Origin of the sequence: Mesorhizobium sp. M1409 (assembly GCF_040317535.1) — a bacterium.
GTDB lineage: Bacteria > Pseudomonadota > Alphaproteobacteria > Rhizobiales > Rhizobiaceae > Mesorhizobium.
Genome location: NZ_JAMYKV010000075.1, coordinates 1 through 22,376, shown reverse-complemented (window position 1 = coordinate 22,376; position 22,376 = coordinate 1). Strand labels below are relative to the sequence as shown.

At 62.8% G+C, this 22,376-nt stretch carries 22 protein-coding genes, 1 pseudogene and 1 riboswitch; of the genes and pseudogenes, 17 read left to right on the top strand and 6 right to left on the bottom strand.

Features of this window, described 5'->3' with window-relative positions:
- Nucleotides 1-213 precede the first annotated feature (213 nt).
- Together NKG99_RS32890 and msrA are read left to right on the top strand one after the other, a co-directional pair.
- On the top strand, nt 214-1,758 hold the full coding sequence (locus NKG99_RS32890; protein WP_352873481.1) for a glycosyltransferase family 39 protein: 1,545 nt from the start codon (nt 214-216) through the stop codon (nt 1,756-1,758).
- 132 nt (nt 1,759-1,890) lie between these two features.
- Nucleotides 1,891-2,409: a peptide-methionine (S)-S-oxide reductase MsrA gene (msrA, locus tag NKG99_RS32885; protein WP_352873479.1), complete on the top strand. Its 519-nt coding sequence runs from the start codon at nt 1,891-1,893 to the stop codon at nt 2,407-2,409.
- Between the two features lie 195 nt (nt 2,410-2,604).
- On the opposite strand, the gene NKG99_RS32880 is transcribed toward msrA, so the two are convergent.
- Nucleotides 2,605-3,342, bottom strand: a complete 738-nt coding sequence (locus NKG99_RS32880) for an SDR family oxidoreductase (RefSeq protein ID WP_352873478.1) — start codon at nt 3,340-3,342, stop codon at nt 2,605-2,607.
- A 145-nt stretch (nt 3,343-3,487) separates the two neighbouring features.
- Here NKG99_RS32880 and NKG99_RS32875 point away from each other — a divergent pair, with 145 nt between their 5' ends.
- Nucleotides 3,488-4,408 (top strand): LysR family transcriptional regulator, encoded by a 921-nt coding sequence (locus NKG99_RS32875; RefSeq protein WP_352873477.1) that lies wholly within the window; start codon nt 3,488-3,490, stop codon nt 4,406-4,408.
- Between the two features lie 128 nt (nt 4,409-4,536).
- On the opposite strand, the gene NKG99_RS32870 is transcribed toward NKG99_RS32875, so the two are convergent.
- Entirely contained in the window at nt 4,537-4,872 is a 336-nt protein-coding gene (locus tag NKG99_RS32870) for a hypothetical protein (RefSeq protein WP_352873476.1), read from the bottom strand.
- A gap of 218 nt (nt 4,873-5,090) precedes the next feature.
- A riboswitch (TPP riboswitch) is annotated at nt 5,091-5,203 on the top strand.
- On the opposite strand from NKG99_RS32870, the pseudogene NKG99_RS32865 reads away from it, so the two are divergent.
- Both NKG99_RS32865 and NKG99_RS32860 read left to right on the top strand, forming a co-directional pair.
- Nucleotides 5,194-5,595 (top strand): annotated as a pseudogene (locus tag NKG99_RS32865) (YkoF family thiamine/hydroxymethylpyrimidine-binding protein); the annotation flags it as partial. It overlaps the preceding riboswitch by 10 nt.
- Before the next feature lie 47 nt (nt 5,596-5,642).
- Entirely contained in the window at nt 5,643-5,885 is a 243-nt protein-coding gene (locus NKG99_RS32860) for a hypothetical protein (protein WP_352873474.1), read from the top strand.
- Here the strand turns inward: NKG99_RS32860 and NKG99_RS32855 are convergent.
- Both NKG99_RS32855 and NKG99_RS32850 read right to left on the bottom strand, forming a co-directional pair.
- Entirely contained in the window at nt 5,882-6,637 is a 756-nt protein-coding gene (locus tag NKG99_RS32855; RefSeq protein ID WP_352873473.1) for a hypothetical protein, read from the bottom strand. The genes NKG99_RS32860 and NKG99_RS32855 overlap by 4 nt on opposite strands.
- 49 nt (nt 6,638-6,686) lie before the next feature.
- Nucleotides 6,687-10,898, bottom strand: coding sequence for a tetratricopeptide repeat protein (locus NKG99_RS32850; protein ID WP_352873471.1), 4,212 nt, complete (start codon nt 10,896-10,898; stop codon nt 6,687-6,689).
- A 328-nt stretch (nt 10,899-11,226) separates the two neighbouring features.
- Between NKG99_RS32850 and NKG99_RS32845 the strand changes: the two genes are divergently transcribed.
- Together NKG99_RS32845 and NKG99_RS32840 are read left to right on the top strand one after the other, a co-directional pair.
- Entirely contained in the window at nt 11,227-11,862 is a 636-nt protein-coding gene (locus NKG99_RS32845) for a methyltransferase family protein (protein ID WP_502911074.1), read from the top strand.
- Nucleotides 11,863-12,132: 270 nt separating this feature from the next.
- Nucleotides 12,133-12,297, top strand: coding sequence for a DUF3309 family protein (locus NKG99_RS32840; RefSeq protein WP_352873469.1), 165 nt, complete (start codon nt 12,133-12,135; stop codon nt 12,295-12,297).
- A 233-nt stretch (nt 12,298-12,530) separates the two neighbouring features.
- Here the strand turns inward: NKG99_RS32840 and NKG99_RS32835 are convergent, their stop codons facing one another.
- Entirely contained in the window at nt 12,531-12,788 is a 258-nt protein-coding gene (locus tag NKG99_RS32835; RefSeq protein WP_352873468.1) for a hypothetical protein, read from the bottom strand.
- A 74-nt stretch (nt 12,789-12,862) separates the two neighbouring features.
- Here NKG99_RS32835 and NKG99_RS32830 point away from each other — a divergent pair, with 74 nt between their 5' ends.
- From NKG99_RS32830 to NKG99_RS32785, 10 genes are all read left to right on the top strand, one after another.
- Nucleotides 12,863-13,132, top strand: coding sequence for a DUF982 domain-containing protein (locus tag NKG99_RS32830; RefSeq protein ID WP_352873467.1), 270 nt, complete (start codon nt 12,863-12,865; stop codon nt 13,130-13,132).
- Between the two features lie 232 nt (nt 13,133-13,364).
- Nucleotides 13,365-14,090: a GntR family transcriptional regulator gene (locus NKG99_RS32825; protein WP_352873466.1), complete on the top strand. Its 726-nt coding sequence runs from the start codon at nt 13,365-13,367 to the stop codon at nt 14,088-14,090.
- Between the two features lie 3 nt (nt 14,091-14,093).
- The gene (locus NKG99_RS32820; protein WP_352873465.1) at nt 14,094-15,134 is read left to right on the top strand and encodes an ADP-ribosylglycohydrolase family protein; all 1,041 of its coding nucleotides are present in this window, start codon (nt 14,094-14,096) and stop codon (nt 15,132-15,134) included.
- A complete protein-coding gene (locus tag NKG99_RS32815; RefSeq protein WP_352873464.1) occupies nt 15,131-16,102 on the top strand; it encodes a PfkB family carbohydrate kinase in 972 nt (323 codons plus the stop codon). The genes NKG99_RS32820 and NKG99_RS32815 overlap by 4 nt, the downstream gene beginning before the upstream one ends.
- Before the next feature lie 53 nt (nt 16,103-16,155).
- On the top strand, nt 16,156-17,217 hold the full coding sequence (locus tag NKG99_RS32810; RefSeq protein WP_352873462.1) for an ABC transporter substrate-binding protein: 1,062 nt from the start codon (nt 16,156-16,158) through the stop codon (nt 17,215-17,217).
- Between the two features lie 67 nt (nt 17,218-17,284).
- Nucleotides 17,285-18,148, top strand: a complete 864-nt coding sequence (locus NKG99_RS32805; protein WP_352873461.1) for an ABC transporter permease — start codon at nt 17,285-17,287, stop codon at nt 18,146-18,148.
- Nucleotides 18,145-18,936, top strand: coding sequence for an ABC transporter permease (locus tag NKG99_RS32800; protein ID WP_352873460.1), 792 nt, complete (start codon nt 18,145-18,147; stop codon nt 18,934-18,936). Before NKG99_RS32805 ends, NKG99_RS32800 begins: the two co-directional genes overlap by 4 nt.
- Nucleotides 18,936-20,003 carry an ABC transporter ATP-binding protein gene (locus NKG99_RS32795; RefSeq protein ID WP_352873459.1) on the top strand — a complete coding sequence of 356 codons (1,068 nt, stop codon included), beginning with the start codon at nt 18,936-18,938 and terminating at the stop codon, nt 20,001-20,003. The genes NKG99_RS32800 and NKG99_RS32795 overlap by 1 nt, the downstream gene beginning before the upstream one ends.
- A gap of 71 nt (nt 20,004-20,074) precedes the next feature.
- Complete coding sequence (locus NKG99_RS32790; protein ID WP_352873458.1) at nt 20,075-21,325, top strand: aconitase X; 1,251 nt, start codon at nt 20,075-20,077, stop codon at nt 21,323-21,325.
- Entirely contained in the window at nt 21,322-21,741 is a 420-nt protein-coding gene (locus NKG99_RS32785) for an aconitase X swivel domain-containing protein (protein ID WP_352873457.1), read from the top strand. Before NKG99_RS32790 ends, NKG99_RS32785 begins: the two co-directional genes overlap by 4 nt.
- A 74-nt stretch (nt 21,742-21,815) precedes the next feature.
- Here NKG99_RS32785 and NKG99_RS32780 read toward each other — a convergent pair whose 3' ends face one another.
- Nucleotides 21,816-22,247, bottom strand: coding sequence for a siderophore-interacting protein (locus NKG99_RS32780; RefSeq protein ID WP_352873456.1), 432 nt, complete (start codon nt 22,245-22,247; stop codon nt 21,816-21,818).
- Nucleotides 22,248-22,376 lie beyond the last annotated feature (129 nt).

Here is a 22,376-nt window from a genome sequence, read left to right as displayed (position 1 = left end):
CAAAGCATCCTTCAAAGAATCAGATGCTCTCGACAGATTCAGCTCCTAAACCCCTTGTCACGCGTTAACTCACCCGATCGCCCTGGATACTCCTGCTCGATCTTGATGCTGCAACGGCACAAAGCTATACTTTTTCGTAAGCTTCGATGTTCGGGCTGTTCGTCAAACCGGACTATGTGATTTAAGCGCCGCATGGCGGGGATAGATGGATCCATGGACAACTGGGAGCCGGCGGGATTGCCTGCCGCCGGCGTCGATTCTCCATCGCTTTTGTCGAGTCTAGTCCGTCATCCCTTGTATTTGCTGGCGATTTTGTGCCTGATGCAGATATTGTGCTGGACGGTGATGCCCGCACTTGTCAACGTCTCACCGCCCAACGATGTTGTCGAAGGCTTCATGTGGGGCCGCGAATGGGTGCTGTTGACCTACAAGCATCCACAGCTTCCCGCATGGCTGCTCGAGACCAGCCATCTTCTGACCGGATCGTTCCGCTGGCCGCAATATTTCGTGGCCCAGCTGATGATCTCGGCGACTTTCGTCCTGGTCTATCTGCTGGCCCGTGACCTGATAGGGCAGAAGCGCGCGCTGGCTGCCGTGCTTTTGATGCCGTCTCTCTATTTCTTCGGCTGGCCGACCCCGCAGTTCAATCATGACTACGCGCAGATGCCCTTCTGGGCCGCTATCTGCTGGCTGTTGTGGCGTGCAGGGCGTGGTGGTGGGCCGGGCTGGTGGCTTGCGCTCGGACTCGTATCGGGCCTCGGGCTCTACGCCAAGTTTTCCACCGGCCTGCTGTTGCTGTTCGGCGCGATCTGGCTGTTGTCCGACCCGCGGGCACGCAGTCGGCTCGCCACGCCTTGGCCATGGCTTGGCCTTGTGGTTTTCGTCGCTGTCGCCGCGCCGCTGGCCGTCGAAATCAACCGCGTCGATTTCCTGCCGCTGACCTATGCCGCCTGGCGCGATCAGTGGGTGCTGGCCCATCGTTCCCGCTTTTACTATATCGGCGTCCAGATGGCTGGGCTCTGCGGCTTTGTTCTGGTGCTCGCGATATCAGGGCTGCTGCGGCGCTCGGCGGCGCCGCAAGAGCCCGTTGGGCGTGGTATCCTCGTCTATCTCTTGTGGATGGGGCTTGCCCCGGCGCTCCTCGTCATGGTGGCGTCCCTGTTCACCGGTGCAGGCGAGGCCTGGGGCGCGCCGATGTACAATCTTGCTGGCGTTGTGGCGCTTGCCTTGCTGGGCCACCGCCTCGGCACCGTCGAGATGCGAAAGCTGGCGATTTGCGCGTTCGTCTGCATTATCGGCATATCTGGTGCTTATGCGGGGATCCGCTGGACGAAATGCAATTTGCGTGGACGCATGGACGCCGTCTGCTGGCCGGCGCGGCAGATATCGGATGAGGCCGAGGCCGTCTGGCACGCGGCCGCGCCAGGTCGGCTCGACATCGTCGGCGGCCATACCCTTATCGCGTTGCTGGCGGGCCTCAATGCCTATGACAAGCCGTCGATCTTCACCGACCTGAACATGCGGTACGCCCCCTGGATCACCAGGGAGCGGCTGCGCGACCACGGCATACTGCTGGTCTGGCCTGGGCGCGACGAGCCACCCTATCTGCAGGCGTGGCTGGGCAACGTCCCGGTCAAAACCGTTCTTTTCGACTGGTCGCTCAGAGCGGCGCCTATGGCGGTCAGCTTTGCCGCCATACCGCCCGGCGCGCCGCAATTGCCGAATGCGATCGACAGCCTCGCCCGAACGAGCAACTGAAGCAGGTCGGCGGTCCGCTGGACGAAGCAAAAGACAATGCCCATTTATGGAGAGATCCAACTTGCTTTTGCGCAATTCCAGACGGAAAATCGCTACACGCTTTGCCCGGAATTGCTTTTGAGGAGACGTGATATGGCGACTTCGACCGAACGCGCAGTCCTTGCCGGCGGCTGTTTCTGGGGCATGCAGGATTTGATACGGCGCTATCCCGGCGTCATCTCCACGCGTGTCGGCTACAGCGGCGGCGATGTGCCCAACGCCACCTACCGCAATCATGGCAACCATGCCGAAGCCATCGAGATCAATTTCGATCCGGCCATCATCAGCTATCGCACACTGCTGGAGCGCTTTTTCCAGATCCATGATCCGACGACCCGCAACCGGCAGGGCAACGATGTCGGGCTGAGTTACCGCTCGGCGATCTATTACACCAGCGACGAACAGAAGCGCGTCGCCGAGGACACTATCGCCGATGTCGATGCCTCGGGCCTGTGGCCGGGCAAGGTCGTCACCGAAGTGGCGCCGGTCGGTCCCTTCTGGGAAGCCGAGCCTGAGCATCAGGACTATCTGGAGAAATATCCCAACGGCTACACCTGCCACTTCGTCAGGCCGGGCTGGAAGCTGCCGGTTCGCGAAAAGGCCGTTTCGTAGGCTTCACAACCGGCGATTCTGCCATGCATTGCCGCTCGACGAGGTCGTCGAGCGGCTTCATCGCAGCCAAAGCTCTTTCGGTCAGTGCGCCTTGTCGCCTCGGTGCCAGTCGTCGAGCGCCGAATATCAAAGACTGGCGCCATCTTAATACGCCACGTGGCAATCAAGCGCGGCTAGGAACAGGCCGCGGGTTTTTCATGCCTGCTGCGTTGGGTAGAGCGTCAGGATGTTGACGTTGACCCTTGGCGGCTGCGACACCGCGTAGAGCATGGCGGCGGAGATGTCCTCGCTCTCCAACTGTTCCATGTCGCCCAACCTTTGCTCGACCGCCAGCCGAACATCGTCGCGCATGTTGGCGGTGAATTCGGTCCTGACCGCGCCTGGCTCGATCACCGTGACGCGAATGCCATCCTTGCCGATTTCGCGGCGCAGCGATTCCGCCATGGCGCTGGCCGCGTGCTTGGTGCCGGAATAGACGACTGAAGGATGGATGTAGCGGCCGGTGCCCGACGAGACGATGACGATATGGCCTGATCCCTGCCGTTTCATCGCCGGAAGCGCTGCGTTGACCGTATAGAGCAAACCCAGAATGTTGATATCGACCATTGCCCGGTATTCACTCGTGGTGGTGTTCTGGAAAGGGGCGGCGACGCCGACGCCGGCGACATTGAACAGCATATCCAATCGGCCGTAGCTCTCCAGCACGCGACCGACCATGGCGGTTGCTTGCGCCTCGTCGGTGATGTCGGCCTCGATGGCCAGCACCTCGCCGCCGGCATCACGGATGCGCTTGGCCAAATCATCGAGCCGTTGCCGACGTCGCGCCGCGATCACGACGACCGCGCCTTGCGCCGCCAGAGCAAATGCTGTTGCCGCGCCAATGCCCGAGGAGGCGCCAGCCACCAGGGAGATTTTTCCATTGAGTTTCCGCATGTTGGTTGCTCCTGCTCAAAGAGAAGTTCAGATGCGCTCGATGCCGATGATCGGCATCATTCGAGATATGTCCTCAAACTAGGCAACAGACGCCCTGCGGAAAATGCGATAGAATTCGATCATACTCATTGGAGAATCCGAAATAATGCGGGGTAGCGACTATGCGGAGCTGAAGGCCTTTGCCACTGTCGTCGCGCATGGCAGTTTTGCTCGCGCCGCGGAAGATCTCCGGATTTCCGCATCGACGCTCAGCCAGACGATCCGCCAGCTCGAAGCGCGGCTTGGCTTGCGCCTGCTCAACCGCACAACCCGTAGCCTCTCGCTGACCGAAGCCGGCGCGCGCCTACACGCGCGCTTCGCGCCGGCCATGGCCGAGATGGAGGCGGCGGTCGGCGATGCCATAGCCTTGCGTGGCATGCCAGCCGGCATCTTGCGCGTCCATATGCCCAGTGTTGCCGCCACCACCTATCTCGAGCCGGTGCTCGGCCGTTTTCACCAGGCTTGGCCCGACATCGTGCTCGATGTGACGATCGACGATGCCGCCATTGATAGTGTCGAGGCCGGCTATGATGTCAGCGCCAGACTTGGTGAATTTCTTGAAGCCGACATGGTCGCCGTAGCGCTCGGCGGCACCCAGCGCCAACTCGCCGTGGCCTCGCCGGAGTACGTCGCCCGTCACGGATCGCCGTCGGCACCCGCGGATTTGCACCAACACCGCTGCATCAACTGGTGCCGGCCGGGCAGTGCCGGCCCCTACAGATGGGAATTCGCCAGGGATGGCCAATGGTTTTCGGTCGCGGTCAACGGTCCGCTGATCGTCTCTAGCCGCGACATGGCGATTGCCGCCGCGGTGCAGGGCGTCGGCATCGCATTCTGGGCGGAAGAGCTGGTACGTCCGCTGATCGATGCCGGCAAACTGGTGTCGCTGATGGATGAGTGGTGTGCGACCTTTTCCGGCTGGTTCCTCTGCTATCAGAAGCAGCGCCATACGCCGCCGGCCGTGCGCGCCTTCGTCGATTTTCTGCGGCATGCACATGCCGGACGCCAAACGCTGCCGGGTGGCTGACGGCGCGCCGCGCCGCTTGAACAGGTCGATAATGCCAGCTTGGCCTTGTTTAGGAGTGCCCGGTTCCGCTGACGCCCAAAGAAGCCGCGGAGCATGCGCTCGCGGCTTCTTCGGTGGCCAGCAATGGCCTACTTACCGCAATGGTTGTCATTGACCGTCGGCGCAGAGGTGCCCGGCGACGTGTGGGTAGCGTCAGGCTGCGCGCCCTGCGGGCCGGCCGGGCAATTTCGATCTGCGTTCGAATTCATTTCGCCGGGCATGCCGGTCGTGCTGTTGGTTATGCCGGGGTCGACAGTACCAGGGCTTACCGTATTCGGCGAAGCCGGGGTGTTCGGCTCCACAGTCACCGACTTCCCGCTGCCGCTGCCATCGCCATTTGCGTTGTTGCTACCGGCGCTTTGCGCCATGGCTGACATGGCCAGACCGACGGTAAGAGCCGAAGCTGCGATGATTTTCATGAACATGGTTTGTCTCCATTTCTGTGAACTCGTCGCTTGTTTCTACGAAGGTGATCGCATTGCGACTGTGGGGACAACAGGTCGCGGCAGCGAAGGTTCCCGACAAAATTCCGCTCCAGCAGCATCGGCAGCTTCGACCCAAGAACCAGGCCTGGCGCAATGCTTTTTTGGCGCAACGCGCTGAAAAAATGGCTTTCACTTCAGTTTGATTGGTGCATTAACCCGCGCATCCACGGGGGTGCTCCGTACGGTCGGGGCTGAGACGGGGCGGCAAGCCCGCAGACCCTAAAAGCTGATCTGGGTAATACCAGCGGAGCGAGGCGGGCGATGTTTTCAGGCGCACAGATTTCCCTATATCCCATGGTCGACGATTTCGTCGGCGTCATCCTTGGCGCGCTGGGCGCGCTGTGCGCGACCTCTTCGTGGTGGCGGCGCGCAGCGGCAAACTCGCGTGCTGTCGGCTGCCATTTCGCGCGGCTGTCCGGGCGAGCCGGATGATCCGATCTGCCGCTCCGATGCGCTTGGCGGACCTGTCGGGCCACTCGGCCCGCGCAGGGATGCGGCATCGCGGCGGTGCGCGGCGCCGGCGGCAGCGCAGTTCTCGCTCTACGTGATGGGCACCGACGACCATATGGACGAGATCTACGGCTGCATCGATTTTCTCAAGCAGTCGGGCGTCTATGAGCGCTCCAGCATTTCTGCGCGAAATTGCGCGGAGGCGACGCGGCGCGGCTATCAGTTCGCTGTTGATCATCCCGAGGAGGCGGGCAGCCCTATTGGTCGCCGCCAACAAGGATACGCTTAATCCGGCACTGATCGAGGCTTCACTGAAGATGCTGGTCGACGGCCATTATCTGCGCAGCCAAAGCGGCGCCATCGGGACGATGGAACCGGCCAAGATGGACGCGATCGGCGGCTATCTCTTCGCGTCGAACTTCGAGGAAATGGCTGGCCAATCAAAGAAGCTCACGAAGTGCGGCAGCTCTACGTCAGACACACAGATCAGCAGATCCGACTAATTCCGGACGATCTCATAGAGCAGAGTGGTTTTGATGTGTCGTCCGGATTCACCCTGCAGCGACAGGGCGGCTGCGTAGAGTTTTGCCACGGCCGGGCAGAGACCTTCGAAGTCCCGGCTGACATTGGCAATGGCAGTCATCTCGGCGGGAGTGCCGCCAGCATTGATGAAAGCGTCGGCCAGCAGCGACCAGTCTCCGTCGCTAGCAGCGGCGGCCGGCAGACCGCCATCCTTCGCTGCACCGAAGGCATGAAACAGGGTGGCGCCGACCTTGTCCATGTCGATCAGGAAATCCTGGTCCGGCGCGCTGAGTGCGCCCGGCCCTTCACGTAGGTAGTTGTTGCAGACGGCGGCGGTTTCCCGCGCCATGACATGGTTGAGCATATCCGATTGTGCACGCAGCGCTTCGGCGGCTTTGCCATCCGGAGCCGAGGACAGCAGGGGTGCGTATCTTCGCCTGAGATCGGCGACAGCCATCCTGCTCGTATTTCGCATCTGATCGACATTTCCAAGTCTGGCCACGGCCGTGATCTTTTCCACGACGGCGTCGTAGTCGTCTGGAAACTCCTGCTTGATTGCCTTGAAGATTTGGCTTCCCTGGCTCTCAATCTGTTCCCTTACCTGAGCTGTGGTCAGCGTTTGTGGATCGGGCGAACCCGCCACCGTCTGGTAGAGATATTTACCGCCGGCAAAGCCGACCACCCAGGGCAACACCTTCACTGCAACGAAGGACAAAGCGGCGACCGCCGCCACGCTCAAAGCCCTCCAACGCGACATCTGGCAGCCCTCCCGAACCTTGTCTCTATTTCGCCCCGAGGCTCAGCGCTTTCTTGCGGTCGGTCTCGGCGCGCTTGTGGTTGCCCTTGGCGTCCCATGCTCTGCTCCGCACTTTGTAGGCGGCGGCGAAATCCGGTTTGAGCTTTATCGTCTGGCTCAAATCGGCGATGGCCCCGTCATAATCCGCCTTGCTGATCCGAATGACGCCCCGGCCCAAATAGGCAAAGGGGTTCTTGCGATCGAGGCTGAGGGCCTTTTCGAAATCACGCAACGCTGCGACGTCCTCATGCCTGCCCATCAAGATGAGGCCCCGATCGGCGTAAACCCTTGCGTCCTTGGTATTGAGACTGATGGCTTTTCCGTAGTCAGCAAGCGCCCCATCGTAATCTCTTTGGAAACCGCGGTTCTGACCACGGTCGTAGTAAGTATCGGCAAAATTCGGATTGAGCGTGATTGCCTGACTGTAATCGGCGACGGCATGAGCGTAGTCGCTCTTGGCCTCCCAGACCATCGCTCGGGCCAGATAGGCATCATGGAACGCCGGAAAGAGCGCGATCGCCTTGTCGTAAAGCGCTAAGGCGCCGTCATAGTCGTCCCTCTCGTGCAGCGTCCAGCCCTTGCTGAACGCCTGCGCGGCTGGCGAACCGCTACTTGGCTCGATCGCCTCATCACTAGCCTGGCCAGCGGCTTCGTCTGATGTCTTTGAGGCGTTCGCTTTCGCCGCCACTGCCACCTTGCGGCCTTTGCGAGCGATGGCCAGCTTTGGGTCGAGCTTGAGCGCTTGGTCGTAGTCGGCGATGGCCTGATCGTAGTCGCCCTTGGCGAACCAGGTGCTGCCGCGCCCGAAATAGGCAGGTGCGTAGCCAGGTTCGATTTCGACCGCGCGGTTGTAGTCGGCGATGGCGCGATCCAGTTCGTTCTTCTTGCCCAAGGCGATGGCGCGGCCGAGGTAAGCGTCGAAATAGGCCGGATAGAGTTCGATCACCTTGCCGTAGTCATCGATGGCACCATCGTAGTCGCCCTTCTCGGCGCGCGACAGTCCTCGCCCGACATAGGCGGCCGCCTTTCTTGGATCGAGCGCGATCGCGCGGCTGTACTCGGCAATCGCGCGATCGTATTTGCGCTTCGTGTAGAACGCATCGCCGCGATCCATGAAAGCCTTGAGGTTCTTGGGATCAGAGCCGACGGCATCCGGCGCGGCGGCCCCTTTCTTTAACGCAGTCACCGCCGCCTTGCGGGCGACCGCGTAATCGCGGTTGCCCGGATTGAGTTCTATCGCCTGGTCGAAGTCGGCAATGGCGCCGCTGTAGTCCTTGCTGTCGGCCCTTTCTATGCCACGTCCATAATAGCTGGGAGCATCCTTCGGATCGATTTCGATCGCCGCCGAGTAGGCTGTGATCGCTTGCCCGGCGTCGCCCTTGACGTGCCAGGCCATGCCTATGCAGAAATAGGCATCCAGCAGCTTCGGATCGACCATGGCGGCCCGGCCGCAATCGAGAAGAGCACCTTCGGCATCCTCGGACGTGGCCTTGGCCATGCCCCGGCGAACATGGGCAGAGAGCAGGTCCGGTACGAGCCGGATCACCTGATCATAGTCGGTAATCGCCCGGTCATACACTCGCTTGGCGGACCAGGCATTGCCACGGCCAAAATAGGCGAGGGGGCTGTCGGGGTCGAGCGAGATCGCCTTGCCATACGCGCCGATTGCCTGATCATACTTACCCGAGTTCGACAGGCTGTCGCCTTGCTGTACCTCGACCAGAACGCGCGGGTCTGTCGCCTGGATGAGTTCCGCCATCCTGACGGCGGAACGCTTGCCGCCGGACTTGGTGCTATTGCCGGCGTCCCGCGGAGTGGCAGGTTTGGTGCCAACCGCGTCGTCCTGTCCCAGCGCCGCCAACGCCGCCTTACGGCTGACGAGGTAGTCCGCATTGTCGGGGTCGAGCTTGATTGCGTGGCCGAAGTCGGCGATGGCCTCGTCATAGTCCTTCCTGTCGGCCCGCGCCATGCCGCGCCCATAGTAGCTGGCGTCGTCCTTCGGATCGATCTCGATGGCTACCGAATAGGCAGCGATCGCGCGCGCCGGGTCGCCCTTGGCGTGCAAGGCCATGCCTTTGCAGAAGTAAGCGTCGCGCACCTTTGGATCGAGTGTTGAAGCCCGGTCGCAGTCGGCAAGAGCGCCATCGGTATCGCCTGAGGTGACCTTGGCGAGGCCGCGGCGAGCATGCGCCGACGCCATATTGGGGGCGAGGTGGATGACATTGTCGAAGTCGGCGATCGCCTGCTCGTAATCGCGCTTGGCGGCCCAGGCCTTGCCGCGGCCGAAATAGGCAAACCGGTTGTTCGGATCGAGCGCGATCGCCTTGCCATATGCGCCAATCGCCTGGTCGTATTTGCCCATGTCCAGGAAGGCATCGCCGCCCAGGATCGCTTCCAGCGCGCGCCGGTCTGTAGACTCCAGGGCCTTTGCTGCCAGCGTGTCTTCCGTGGCCGCCATGTCGGGAACGGCGGCTTGGGCCTTTGGCGCATCCGCAATTGCGGGCGGCTTGCCTTCGACGTTCGCATCATGTTCGCGACAGCTTCCCGTCCTATCAGGGTCGAGGTCGATGGCGTGCCGGCAATCCGCCGCCGCTCCGGCCAGATCTCCCTTCAGTGTCTTGGCGCGACCGCGGCTGAAATAGGCATCGGCATTGTTCGGATCGAGGCTGATGGCGCTGTCGAAATCGAGAATGGCGCCCTCGATGCCATACTTAGACAGCCGCACCATGCCGCGCTCGATCAGGATTTTGGCGGCGCCGGGATCTCCGATCTTTTCCGTTGCAGCGGGTTCGACTGGCTGGACCCTGTCGTCTGCGACCTGTTCGTTGCAGGTACCTGTCCGCTTCGGATCGAGCTTGATTGCTTGTCTACAGTCGGCAGCAGCATCCACATAGTCTCCTACAGACGCCTTGGCCAAGGCGCGATCATAATAGGCTTCGGCATTGTGGGGATCGAGCCCGACTACAAAGCTGAACGAGTCTATCGCTCCTCCGACATAGCCTTGAATCTGCTGGTCCAACCCCCGCTGCAGATTCCAGGCGATAGCTGCTGAATTGTCCTGCTGTGGAGCGGCCATCGGTGCTTCCGCAGACGGAGCTTCACCGCCTGTCACCTGCTCGTTGCAGGCGCCGGACCTTTTTGGGTCGAGTTCCATGGCTTTTCGGCAGTCGGTGGCCGCGCGGTCACGATCGCCTTTGCGGGTCAACGCGAGCGCGCGGCCGAAATAGGCGGCGGCGTCCTTCGCGTTGACGTCAATCACCTTGTCGAAATCAGCTATGGCGCGATCATTGTCGCCTGTATTCGTCCAGGCGACGGCTCTGTTGTAGTAGCCGTCCGCGCTGTCGGGGGCGAGCTCAATCGCCCGATTGGCATCGGCAAGTGCGCGCGGCCAGTCGCTCTTGCCAATCCAGGCAGCGCTTCGATTGGCATAGGCGTCGACGCTTTCCGGATCGAGGCTGACGGCATGGTCGAAATCAGCTATCGCAAGGTCGTAATGGCCCTTGGAAGCGTGGGCGATGCCTCTGTTGACATACACTGTGACGTCTTGTGGATCGAGGCGGATCGCCTCGTCATATTCGGCGATAGCCCTGTCGTGGTCGCCCTTGCGTTGCCATGTGGCGCCGAGACTGTTGCGCGCATTGTGGTTTTGCGGATCGACAGTGAGCGCCTGCTCGAAGTCGATAATGGCCGCGTCGGTCTTGCCTTTGCGAAAGAAGGCCAGGCCACGGCTGTAGTAGGCATCGCCGGAGCCGGACTCGAGGCTGATGGTGACATTGAAATCAGCGATAGCGCGGTCGTTTTCCCCCTTGTTGTACCAGGCAGCCCCGCGGTTGAAGTAGACTGAGGCCTCTCTAGCATCGAGCATGATCGCCTCGCTGTAGTCGGCGATCGACCGGTCGTAATCATGCTTGTCGTCCCAGGCGAGGCCGCGATGGAAATAGGCGATAACACGGTTCCGCGACGGTTCGGTCTTGTCGTCGGCAATCGGTGCGCAGGCGGCAATGAGCTGGTCGGCACCGATCTCGCGGTCGCTGAAGCATACGGCGTAGTCCTTGCCGGCGGCGTGTGCGGACGTGTTCTGGACAAGGAGGACGACAAGGCTTACCAACGACCAGCGCACCCATGGAAGGGCTTTTTTCGTCAGCGCGGATAATCCGCTTACGGCGGCAGCCAGCCCCACACCTTTCCAACGCGCCATTTCGCTGGTCCCCCCGAACACCTTTGTCCGCTTAAGCGGTGTTCTGCACATTGTTCTTTATTTGTTCCAAAAATGCAAGCATAAATTGCAGAGCGGGATGGATCGGACCTGCGTGCTGCCATGGTGATGGCCGAACTTCTTGCGAGCGGCAAAGGCGTTCCGCGCTGCATCCCCGGTGGCGTCATATCCCGTTTAATGCCGATCTGATCTTGTTGATTAACCGCCCGGCAATGGTTGCATGCAAAGGTTGCCCTGATGGATCATTGGGGTGCTTGCCTTGCTCATATCAAAAAGCGAAACCCTTTCGCACATCAATGACCACAGGATATTGTCCGCGGTCCGAAAGCACGAAATCCTGGTCGATTTGCGGGAAGGTTTCTTTCGGATCTGCGCGCTGGCTTTCGCGGGGATGTTCGTCTACCGCGGCGTGTATCACCTCATGCTCGATCCAACCCGCCTCAACGTTGCGCTGGTGGCGATTTCCGAGGTCCTGACTTTTACCTGGCTGCTTCTGTCGCGGCGACCGCAGGTTCGCGACTGGAACCCGCTCACGGTGGTTGTCTCCGTGATCGCCAGCTTCGGTGTCGGCTTCATCGACCTGGAGCCTGGGGCAGCCATCATCCCGGTCTATGCCGCCGCGCCGCTGCAAGCCTTGGCGTTGGGGTTCGTGATCTGGGGAAAGATATCGCTGGGGCGTTCGTTTGCCATTCTGCCGGGCAATCGCGGTGTGATGACCGGCGGTGCCTACCGTCTGGTGAGGCACCCGATCTATGCCGGCTACCTCATCGGTCATGTCCTGTTCCTGCTATCGGCCTTTTCCATCTACAATCTTGCCGTCTACGCCGTGATCACCTTCTTCCAGGTGCATCGCATCTTGCGCGAAGAGGCGCTGCTGGCCGCCGCGCCGGAGTACCGGGACTACATGAAGCGCGTCCACTACAGGCTGTTTTACTGGATCGTCTGACACCAGGGACGCCGTTCGGCCTGCATTCACGCCGGCAGCTTTTTCACGTGGCCGGCCCGCCGGCCTGCAAATTGACCGTCGGCGGCCTCCGGCGGACGAAAAGCCCGCAGCCCTGGCGGGCTTTCCGTGTGTGCGGTGCTGATTGTTCCTGGGCAATCCAACCTCGACCTTGGGCGGAACGCAAAGGCGTTCAAACCGTTCATCTCTGGGCAATATCGCCAAAGCTTGACGCCGGAACCGGCACGCCAAGCGCAGAGAGGAGCGAGATCCATGGGCCTCGGGACCATACTTATCGTCATTCTTATCCTGGCGCTACTTGGCGGCTTCAGCGGCCTCGGCGGCGGTCCGTTTTACGGAACTGGCTACTATGGCGGCGGCGGGCTGGGGCTTGTGCTGTTGATTGTCATCCTCCTTGTCGTCCTCGGGCGCATTTAGCCGGTGATCGCAATCCCGTGACCGCACCGGGGGGCCGCGCACCGCATTGTGATGCGGCATTCGACAAAACCCTCGTATGGTGATCGCGGTCCACACCCCCTGTGGAAAAGAAGAGGAGAGGGTTCCACCCCTTGTCCTCCTCCAAGGCCCGCCCGGTTTCACCGCGGCGGGCTTTTGCCTGATGGTGACTGGGCTTGGGTCCCACCGTTGCGCTTGGTCCCGGAACCAATAGATTACTCCATGTCAGGTACGTCGCCGCTGACGAAGAGGGTGTTCGGCGGGCCGTATTCGCCCAGTGTCGGGTCGGCCTCGCGGCTCCAGGCGATGACACCGGCATGCTTTGCAGCCAATGCCCTGGCGGTGCGTATGGCGCGATCCTCGCTCTGCTGGTCGGCGGGTCCAAAGGATGGAAATAATTCGCCATCCTCGCCGCGATCGAACGCAACCACGACGATCAGCCTGGGATTTTTCTGGCCACTGGAATCGGACATCTTGCACCTTTCCTCCGGAACCTATCACAATACAGGGAATTGGGTCGGCACGTTCGATTCCGGGAGGTGGGGTAGTGCAAGACCAGCGTTTCGATGAGCCGGTCAGGATTGCGCTCGGCCGATCGCGAAACTCGATCTTCAATGTGGAGCGGGTCGCTCAGGCTGCCGACATCCTGATGAACCGCTGGCCGGTTGCGACGGGGCAAAGGCATATGGTTGCCCGCAAAGTCTGCCTGGCCGTACTCGAGGGAAAGAAAGAAGCCTCGGCGGCACGGGCGGCATTCATCAACGCCGCGATCGAGGCGGATATCCTCGTTGAGCCTCGTGAAGTGTCGATGCCGTAGCGCGTGCGGCCAAAATTGAATCAAGACTCGCCTTTATCATCTTGATTGATCGCGATCTTTTCAGCGATCGGTGGTCGGCTTTTCCAGACCCATATTTGGCCGGCCTGTCGGTGCGCCCTGCTGGCATTCCGAAATTTTCTGCCCCGTTTGGCTTGCCTCAGGCATCCGTTGACAGGGCATCCGTGTCTCTGTATTGAACAGGGTTATACAGGTTCACTGAACAGGTACCCATATGAAGAGGCGCGCGGTTCAACTGTCTCCCGGCACGGGCAAGCCCGAGCAGATCGCCACCGTTCTCGAACATGAAATCCGCTCTGGCGTTCTCGGCTTCGGCGACCGCCTGCAAAGCGAGAACGAGCTTGTCCAACGCTTCTCCGTCAGCCGCAATACGGTCCGCAAGGGCCTCGAGGAACTGTCCAGCCGCGGGCTGATCACCACCAAGGTCGGCATCGGCTCGTTCGTCACCTTCGACGGCAAGCCGGTCGATGACGCCATCGGCTGGTCGCGGGCACTGGCCAATGCCGGAGCCAATGCCGAGACCCGGACGCTGCGGCTGGAGGTCATCGAGGACACCGATCTGGCCGCGCTGCTTGGTATCGAAAGCCCGTTCTTCATCGCCGTCGATCGGGTGCGCACCAGCGCCAGCGACGGCCATGCGATCTCCATCGAGCGCAGCCGGCTGCCATTGTCATCCGAGCTTGAGGACGTGCCGTTGCGCGGATTGCGCGAGGGCTCGCTGCACCAGACGCTGCGCGCCGCCGGCCTCATTCCCGACCACGGCGAGGAATGGGTCGAGATCGAGATGCTCAACGCCGAGGACGCCGCCATCCTCGGCTGCCCGCAAGGCACACCGTTCCTGCGCGGCCGCCGGTTGACACGCGCCGTCGACGACCGGCCGATCGAATATGTCACCAGCCTGCTCAACCCCGCGCATTTCGCGCTGCATATGAGGTTCTGAGCGATGCCGGACAAAGCCAAGGACCCGCTCGATCGCGCCATGGGCGCGCTTGTTGGCGGGGCGCTTGGAGACGCGCTCGGCATGCCGACGCAGCTTTTGTCGCCAGCCCGCATTGCCGAACTCTATGGTCATGTCGAGGATTTCATCGCGCCTTTCGCCGATCATCCGGTGTCGAAGGGACTGGCTGCCGGCACCATCACCGACGACACCGAACAGGCGCTGCTGCTCGGCCGCATTCTCGTCGAATCCGGCGACCGCTTCGATCACGCGCGCTGGGTCAATGCGCTGCTCGACTGGGAACGCGAGGTCAAGGCGCGCGGCAGCTATGACCTTTTGGGACCATCGACCAAACGCGCCATCGACGCCATCAACAATGGCGTGCCGGCCGAGGAAGCGGGACGCAGCGGCGACACCAACGGTGCGGCCATGCGCGTCGCGCCGGTTGGCATCATGATGCCAACCGAACCATTGGAGACGTTCGTTGCCAAGGTGGCTGAGACCTGCCGGGCAACGCACAACACCTCGATAGCTATCGCTTCCGCCGCTGCCGTTGCCGCCGCTGTCAGCCGCGGCGTCGCCGGCGGCGGCTGGCGCGATGCTTCCGCCAGCGCCGTCGCGGCGGCGAGGCGAGGGGCGACGCTCGGCCATTGGATCACCGGCGGTGACATCGCCACGCGTATCGTCTGGGCACAGGACATCGTGCGCGGCAAGGCGATCAGGGATGCGATCCGGCTGATCACCGATTTGGTCGGCACCGGCGTCGCCAGCCAGGAATCCGTTCCGGCGGCCTTCGCCGTGCTGGAAGTTGCCGATGGCGATCCATGGCAGGCAGCCATCATCAGCGCCAATCTCGGTGGCGACACCGACACGATCGGCGCCATCGCCGCCGGCATGGCCGGCGCCTGCACCGGTTTCTCGCGCCTGCCGCAGCAGCATATCGCGCGGCTGAAGGGCATCGACATGTCAGAGGTTCGCGCGCTTGCGGCCGACCTCGTGACGGCACGAGTGGCGAAAACCGGTTCCGGCAAGGACGCGGCGGCATGACCGGGCGTCTCGTCCATGTCGGTAGTGCCGTGGTCGATTATGTCTACCGCATCGACGCCTTGCCGGCGCCCGGTATGGAAAAGACGGCGTCGAGCTTCGCCCAGGTTGCCGGCGGTGGCTTCAACATGATGGTCGCGGCCAGCCGCACCGGGACGAAGGTGGTTTTCGGCGGCCAGCTCGGCAGCGGGCCGAACGGCGACTTCCTGCGCGCCGCTTTCGCCGCGGAGGGCATCGAGACACTGACGCCGCCATCGCCCCTGATGGACAGCGGCAATTGCGTCGCCATGATCTCGAGCGACGCCGAACGCACCTTCGTGTCGTGGCCAGGTGCGGAAAGCGTGCTCAGCCTCGACATGATGGCGCCGGTGATGGTCGCGCCTGATGATTGGGTGTTCACCTCCGGCTACACGCTGAGCTACCCCGCAAGCCGCGACGCGCTCACCGACTGGATCGAGGCGTTGCCTGCTGAAACACCTTTCGCCTTCGACCCGACGCCGGTCATCTCGGACATTCCGCGGCCGATCCTGTCGCGCGTGCTTGCCCGCACGACATGGCTGAGCTGCAACACGACGGAGGCGGCCGAGATTGCCGGGCCGGGCGATGTCGAGGCCGTCGCGGCGCGGCTTCTGGACGACCATTGTCCGCAGGCTGCCGGCGTGGTCATCCGCGCCGGCGCAAAGGGCTGCCATATCAGGTTGGTCGACGGGTCAGCGCGGACCATTGCCGGCTATACGGTCACCGCCATCGATACCAATGGCGCCGGCGACACCCATATCGGGGCTTTCGTCAGCGCGCTGGCGCGCGGTATCCCGCCCTTCGAGGCGGCGCGCTATGCCAATGCGGCGGCGGCGATTTCGGTCACTCGCCACGGCGGCTCGTCAGCGCCGACCGATCACGAAATCCAGACATTCCTGAGCCATGCCGCCGATCCATCGGGCGCAGGCCGGACACAGAAGGCCAATGCATAATTGCCGGAAGCCTGACAAGCCCGGGAAGCGGGCAAACACAGAGAGGAACCAACATGCGCATGCCTGACTTGACTGCTCTTGTGACGGCGACCGCCGTCTTTACCTCCGCGCTCGCCTTCGCCGCCAAGGCCGACGAAGTGCATGTGCTCAACTGGAAGGGTTACGGCACCGACGAGCCGTGGGCCGTAGAGGCTTTCGAAAAGGCGACCGGCAACAAGGTCGTCAACGACTTCTTCAATTCCGAACAGGAAATGCTGACCAAGATCCGGACCAATCCCGGGCTCTACGACGTGGTCATGATCAATGCCGCCTTCAACGACCAGGCGATGGCCGGGAAACTGATCCAGCCCATCGACGTCTCCAAGTTGCCGAACTATGCCGACATCAGCAAGGACAAGGCGGGATCGCCGATGCTCGTCCATGATGGCAAGGTCTATGGCGTGCCGTGGGTGTGGGGCCTGACGGCGCTCGCCATCAACGAAAAATCCTTCGACAAGCCGCCGACGAGCATCGCCGAGATGTGGGATGTCGCGCACAAGGGCCGCGTCGTCATTCGCGACGACGCCGTCGAGGCGGTCCAGTTCGGCGCCATCGCCACCGGCCAGAACATCAATGACATCAAGGATATGGATGCGGTCAAGGCGAAGCTCACCTCGCTGATGCCGCAGATCAAGACCTTCTGGAGTTCGGAGAACGACTGGAACCAGATGGTCGCCTCCAACCAGATCGACATCGGCACCTATTGGAGCGGCTCGGCCGATCGCGCCAAGACGCATTTCAAGCTGCCGGTTTCGCTGGTCGTGCCGCAGGAAGGCGCCGTCGCCTGGCTGGACGCGTTTTCGATCCCGGTCGGCGCCAAGAACGTCGCCGGGGCCGAGGCCTTCATCAACTACATGATCGACCCCAAATTCTACGTCGAATGGGTCACCAAGGTCGGTGCGCCGGTGTCAGCCAACACCAAGGCGGTGGGAGCGCTGCCCGAGGATGCCTTCAACCGCAAGGTGATGGGTGATCCCGAAGTGGCCAAGCGCATCCAGTTCCAGGCGCCGATCACCGACGCACAGCGGGAGGCCTATCTGGCGCTGTGGCAGCAGCTTAAGGTCGACGTGAAATAAAGCCGACATCCGGGCCAGCCGGCGGTTCGCGCCGGCTGGTTCTACGAATCCTGCGGAGGAGGCTGTCATGGCAGCTGCAACAGCGTCGCGCAGCGGGCTGAGATCGGCATTGCCGCTGCTGGCGCCGGCTTATCTCTGGCTGACGGTGGCGATCTTCCTACCACTCTCGGCCATGGTCTTCTTCTCGTTCATGACCGAGCTGCCGCTGTCGGAAAAACCGTGGGCCTTCACCCTTGGCAACTATGCCGCCTTCTTTTCGCAAAGCCTTTATCTGACACTGCTGCTGGCCTCGCTGCGCCTCGGTCTCGAGGTGACGTTGTGGTGCGTCATCATCGGCTACCCTGCGGCCTATGTGCTGGCCAAGGTGCTGAGAGGGCGCAGCCGTGAGGCCATCTTCCTGCTCGTCATCCTGCCGTTCTGGTCGAACGGGCTGGTGCGCATCTTCTCCTGGGCGATGGTGCTGCGCGAGGGCGGCATCCTCGACACCGCACTCAACGCCGTGCTGCCGTTCAAGATCAACATCGACCTGATGTATTCCTATCCGGCCGTCATCATCGGGCTGGTGCATTCCTACGTGCCCTATATGGTGCTGACCTGCTATCTCACCCTGCAGGCCATCGACGACTCGCTGATCGAGGCCGGACGCTCGCTTGGCGCCTCGCGGCTGCAGGTCTTGAAGCGGGTGATCATCCCGCTGTCGATGCCGGGGCTGGTGGCGGGTGCGGCACTGATCTTCGTGCCGGTCGTCGGTTCGTTCATGGAACCGCGCATCCTTGGCGGTCGTACCGGCACCTTCTACGGCACGGTCATCGAGGACCAGTTCGTCGCCGTGTTCAACTGGCCGCTGGGTGCCGCGCTCTCCTTCATCCTGCTGGCGGTGGTGCTGGTCATCCTGGCGGTGGCCTCACCGGTGCTGAGGAGGGCCGCGTGACGGCCACCACCCGCATCCTCGAATGGTTCGGCCGCCTCTACATCTGGCTGCTGCTTGCCTTCCTCTATCTACCGATCATCATCATGGCGCTGATGTCGTTCAACGTCTCGCCCTTCTACCAATTGCCGTTCGAATGGACGACCGAATGGTACGCGTCGCTGTGGCAAAACGACCAGCTGATCGCCGCCACCTGGAACAGTGTCGAAATCGCCGTCATCGCTACCGTCATCTGCACGGTGCTCGGCTCGGCGGCGTCGCTGGCGCTCTATCGCTATGAGTTTCACGGCAAGAAATTCCTGCAGGCGCTTTTGTTTCCGCCGATCGCCATACCGTGGCTCATCACCGGCACGGCGATGCTGATCTTCTTCTTCGGCGTCGGCATCGGCCGCGGCCTGCACGCGATCCTTCTCGGCCATGTCGCATTGGCGCTGCCCTATGTCATCGTCGTCGTTTCGGCCCGGCTGCAGACCTTCGCGCCGGAGCTGGAAGAGGCCGCGCGATCGCTCGGCGCCAACCAGTGGCAGGTGACGCGGCGCGTGACGCTGCCGTGGATCATGCCTGGCGTCATTGCCGGCGGACTGTTTGCGTTCGCCGTCTCGTTCGACCAGTTCGTGGTGTCCTATTTCCTGGCGACGCCGGGGCAGACGACACTGCCGGTCGAAATCTACGCCGCGATCCGCAAGGGTTTCACGCCCGAGATCAATGCGGTCTCGACGATCATCATCGTCGTGTCGATGGCGCTGATGCTGCTGACGGCAAGGTTCTTCAAATTCGGCGGAGAAAAATAATGGCCGGCGTGCAGGTATCGAACGTCTCGCGCAGCTTCGGCGCGCACAAGGCGCTGGACGACGTCTCCATCGATTTCGCCGATGGCGGTTTCTATGCTCTGCTTGGGCCATCGGGCAGCGGCAAGACTACGCTGCTCCGGCAGATTGCCGGCTTCGATTTCCCCGATTCAGGCCGCATCACCATCGGCGGCGAGAGCGTCGAGCGGGTGCCGGTCGAAAAACGTCGCATCGGCATGGTGTTCCAGAACTATGCGCTGTTTCCCAATATGAGCGTCGCCGACAATGTTGCCTTCGGCCTGTCGGTGCGCGGCGAGGCCAAGGCGACCATCGCTACCGAGGTGCAGCGCGCGCTCGATCTGGTGCAACTCGGCAAGCTCGGTGGCCGCCGGCCGCACCAACTCTCTGGGGGGCAGCGCCAGCGCGTAGCGCTCGCCCGTGCCATCGTCACCAAGCCGCGCGTGCTCTTGCTCGACGAGCCGCTCGGCGCGCTCGACAAGGCGCTGCGTGTCGATATGCAGATCGAGCTCAAGCGCATCCAGCGCGAGATCGGCATCACCACCATCTTCGTCACTCACGACCAGGAAGAAGCGCTGACGATGAGCGACCGCATCGGCATCCTGCGCGACGGCAGGCTGGTGCAGGAAGGGCCACCGGAGGAGATTTACGATCGGCCGAAGAGCGAGTTCGCCGCCACCTTCCTAGGCGACGCCAACATCTTTCGTGGTGACTCGACGGGCAACGGCATCCGGCTGCCGGACGGCACGGCGATTGCCGCCGGCGCGGGCGCGACGCTTGCCGCCGGCGCCAAGGCGAGCTGTGCCGTGCGGCCCGAACGCATCCGCATCGCGACGGAGGCTGGGACGCCTGATGCGGCCAATTCGAACACGCTCAAGGGACAGATTTCCAAGCGCATCTTTGCCGGCAACAACAGCACCTACTTCGTCGAGCGTGCCGGCCAGACGCTGAAGGTGATCGTGCAGAACACCGGCATGGAACGGCTGGCGGAAGGTCAGGATGTGGTGCTGCACTGGTCGCCGGAGAGCACGGTGCTGATCGCGCCGGGCTGATGCTCACACCGGCTCTTGCCAGACTGTTCGCAATCAGGGACAGCATAGACGGCACAGCCCGGAGCATACCGATGACCTTGGAACTGAGTGCGCGGGACCGATCCATGCTCGACGGCGAGCAGGGCCCTTCCGCGGCCGCCGCGATGAAGATACTGATCGCCTTTTCCAAGGCCGTCGGGGCAGGCAGTCTGCTCGACATTGCCGGCGCACATATCGATGGCTGTCTCTACCATGGCAAGGCCGGCCTCGATTTCGTCGAGCGGCTGGTCGACGGCGGCGGCCGAGTCCAGGTGCCGACGACATTGAATGTCGGCTCGTTCGACCTCATCCATCCCGGCATGGTGAAAATGCCGGCGGCGGTAGAGGTGCCGGCGAGGCGGCTGATGAAGGCGCATCTGGAGCTTGGCTGCGAGGCGACCTTCACCTGCGCGCCTTATCAAACGCGGTTCCGGCCAGACTTCGGCCAGCAGATCGCCTGGGGCGAATCCAATGCCATCGTCTTTGCCAATTCGGTGATCGGCGCGCGCACCAACCGCTATGGCGATTTCATCGATTTGTGCTGCGCCATGACCGGACGCGCGCCGGCCTGGGGCCTGCATCTGAGCGAGAACCGGCGCGGCCGGCTCCTGTTCGAGCTGGCCATTGCCGACCTGGAGCCGAGCGACAGCCTGTTCGTCGGCATCGGGCTGGTGATCGGGCAAGCGAGCGGCGACCGCATTCCGGTGATTGCCGGCCTGCCGCGGCCACGCGACGAGGACCAGTTGAAGGCGCTGGGGGCGGCGGCGGCAACGACCGGCGCGGTGGCGCTGTTCCATGCTGTCGGCATCACACCGGAAGCGCGGACGCTGGTTGAGGCGTTCCAGGGCCATGCGCCTGACGAGACGATACGCATCACCCGCACCGATATCGACCACGCTCTGGCCAGGCTGTCGAGCGTGCCCGAAGGCGCGCCGCTGGCGGCCGTTTCGCTCGGTACGCCGCATTTTTCGCATGAGGAATGGATGCGGCTGCTGCCGATGCTGCGCGAGGTCGCGCCGGGCAGGCGCATCCCGATCTATGTCAATACCGGCCGGGCGACCCTGACGCGACTGCAGGCGGAGGGGGCGTTGGCTGGCATGGAGGCGTTCGGCCTGATCCCGGTTGCCGACACCTGCACCTATGTCACCTCGATCCTCAAGCGCCTCGACGGCGTGGTGATGACCAATTCCGGCAAATGGGCGCATTACGCGCCCGGCAATATCGGCGTGTCCGTCGCTTTCGCCGAGATGAAGGACTGTATCCGTTCGGCTGCGGCCGGGCATGTCGTGCGGAGCGCCTCATGACGATAGAACGAACCGGCACCTTTCAGCTGGCTGGGGAGGCTCAGGGCCAAGCGCTGGTGTTTTCGCAACCGCTCAGCTTCTGGGGCGGCATCGATGCCGAAACCGGCGACATAACGGACCATTCGCATCCCGGCCTTGGCCAGAATGTCGCCGGCAAGATCCTGGTCATGCCGAGCGGGCGTGGCTCGTCGTCCTCATCCTCGGTCCTGGCCGAGACGATCCGCAGGGGCACCGCGCCTATCGGGATTCTTCTGGAGCGGCCGGACCCGATCCTGGCGGTCGGCGCGATCGTTGCCGAATTTCTCTACGAGATCCGCATGCCGCTGGTGGTGTGCGATGCTATGGGCATTGTTTCCGGCGATCGGATCGCGATCTGTGTTGGCGAGGATGGCGCGGCGGTCATTCGCAAAGGCTAGGGACCAGTGCTCGCTGGCCAAGGGGCGGCGCCAGCGATTCTTAGGTCCGCTGCCATCGAAATTTGCTTCAGCCCTCAGCCAGCCATCAATCCCGCCGAGCCGCGCCGCCAGTAGGCCGCGGCCAGCGTTTGATCGCGGCCGAGCCCCAGCGTATCGCGCCAATATTCGCGCACGATCTTGGCGGCCGCCGCTTCCGCCGCGAACCAGCCGAAGGCCGAGCCGCCCTGCGGCCACGCCACCGAGCGGACGGCCTCTGCCAGCAGTCTGTCCTCGCCGGCCGGCACGCCGTCCCGTGTCAGCCAACGCAACTCGATGCCGGTTGTATTGTCGATCGTCTGCCGTTCACCGTCATCGGCGATCTCGACAAAGGCGATGCCTTTGGTCTCGGCCGGCAGCGTCTCCAGCAGCCGCGCCAGCGCCGGCAGGCCGGTTTCGTCGGCGCCCATGACATACCATTCTGCTTGCCGCACCGGGCGGCCGACCGGTCCCATGATGCCGACCCTCATGCCGGGCGCCGCCGGCCGCCCCCCAGCCGCGCCGCCCCACCCCCCCGGCTGGGCGCGGCCGTGGCCCCCCCAGGTGGCCGTGGGCGCCGGGGGCGCGCGGGTGGTGGAGGTTGTCGTTTAAACAACAGG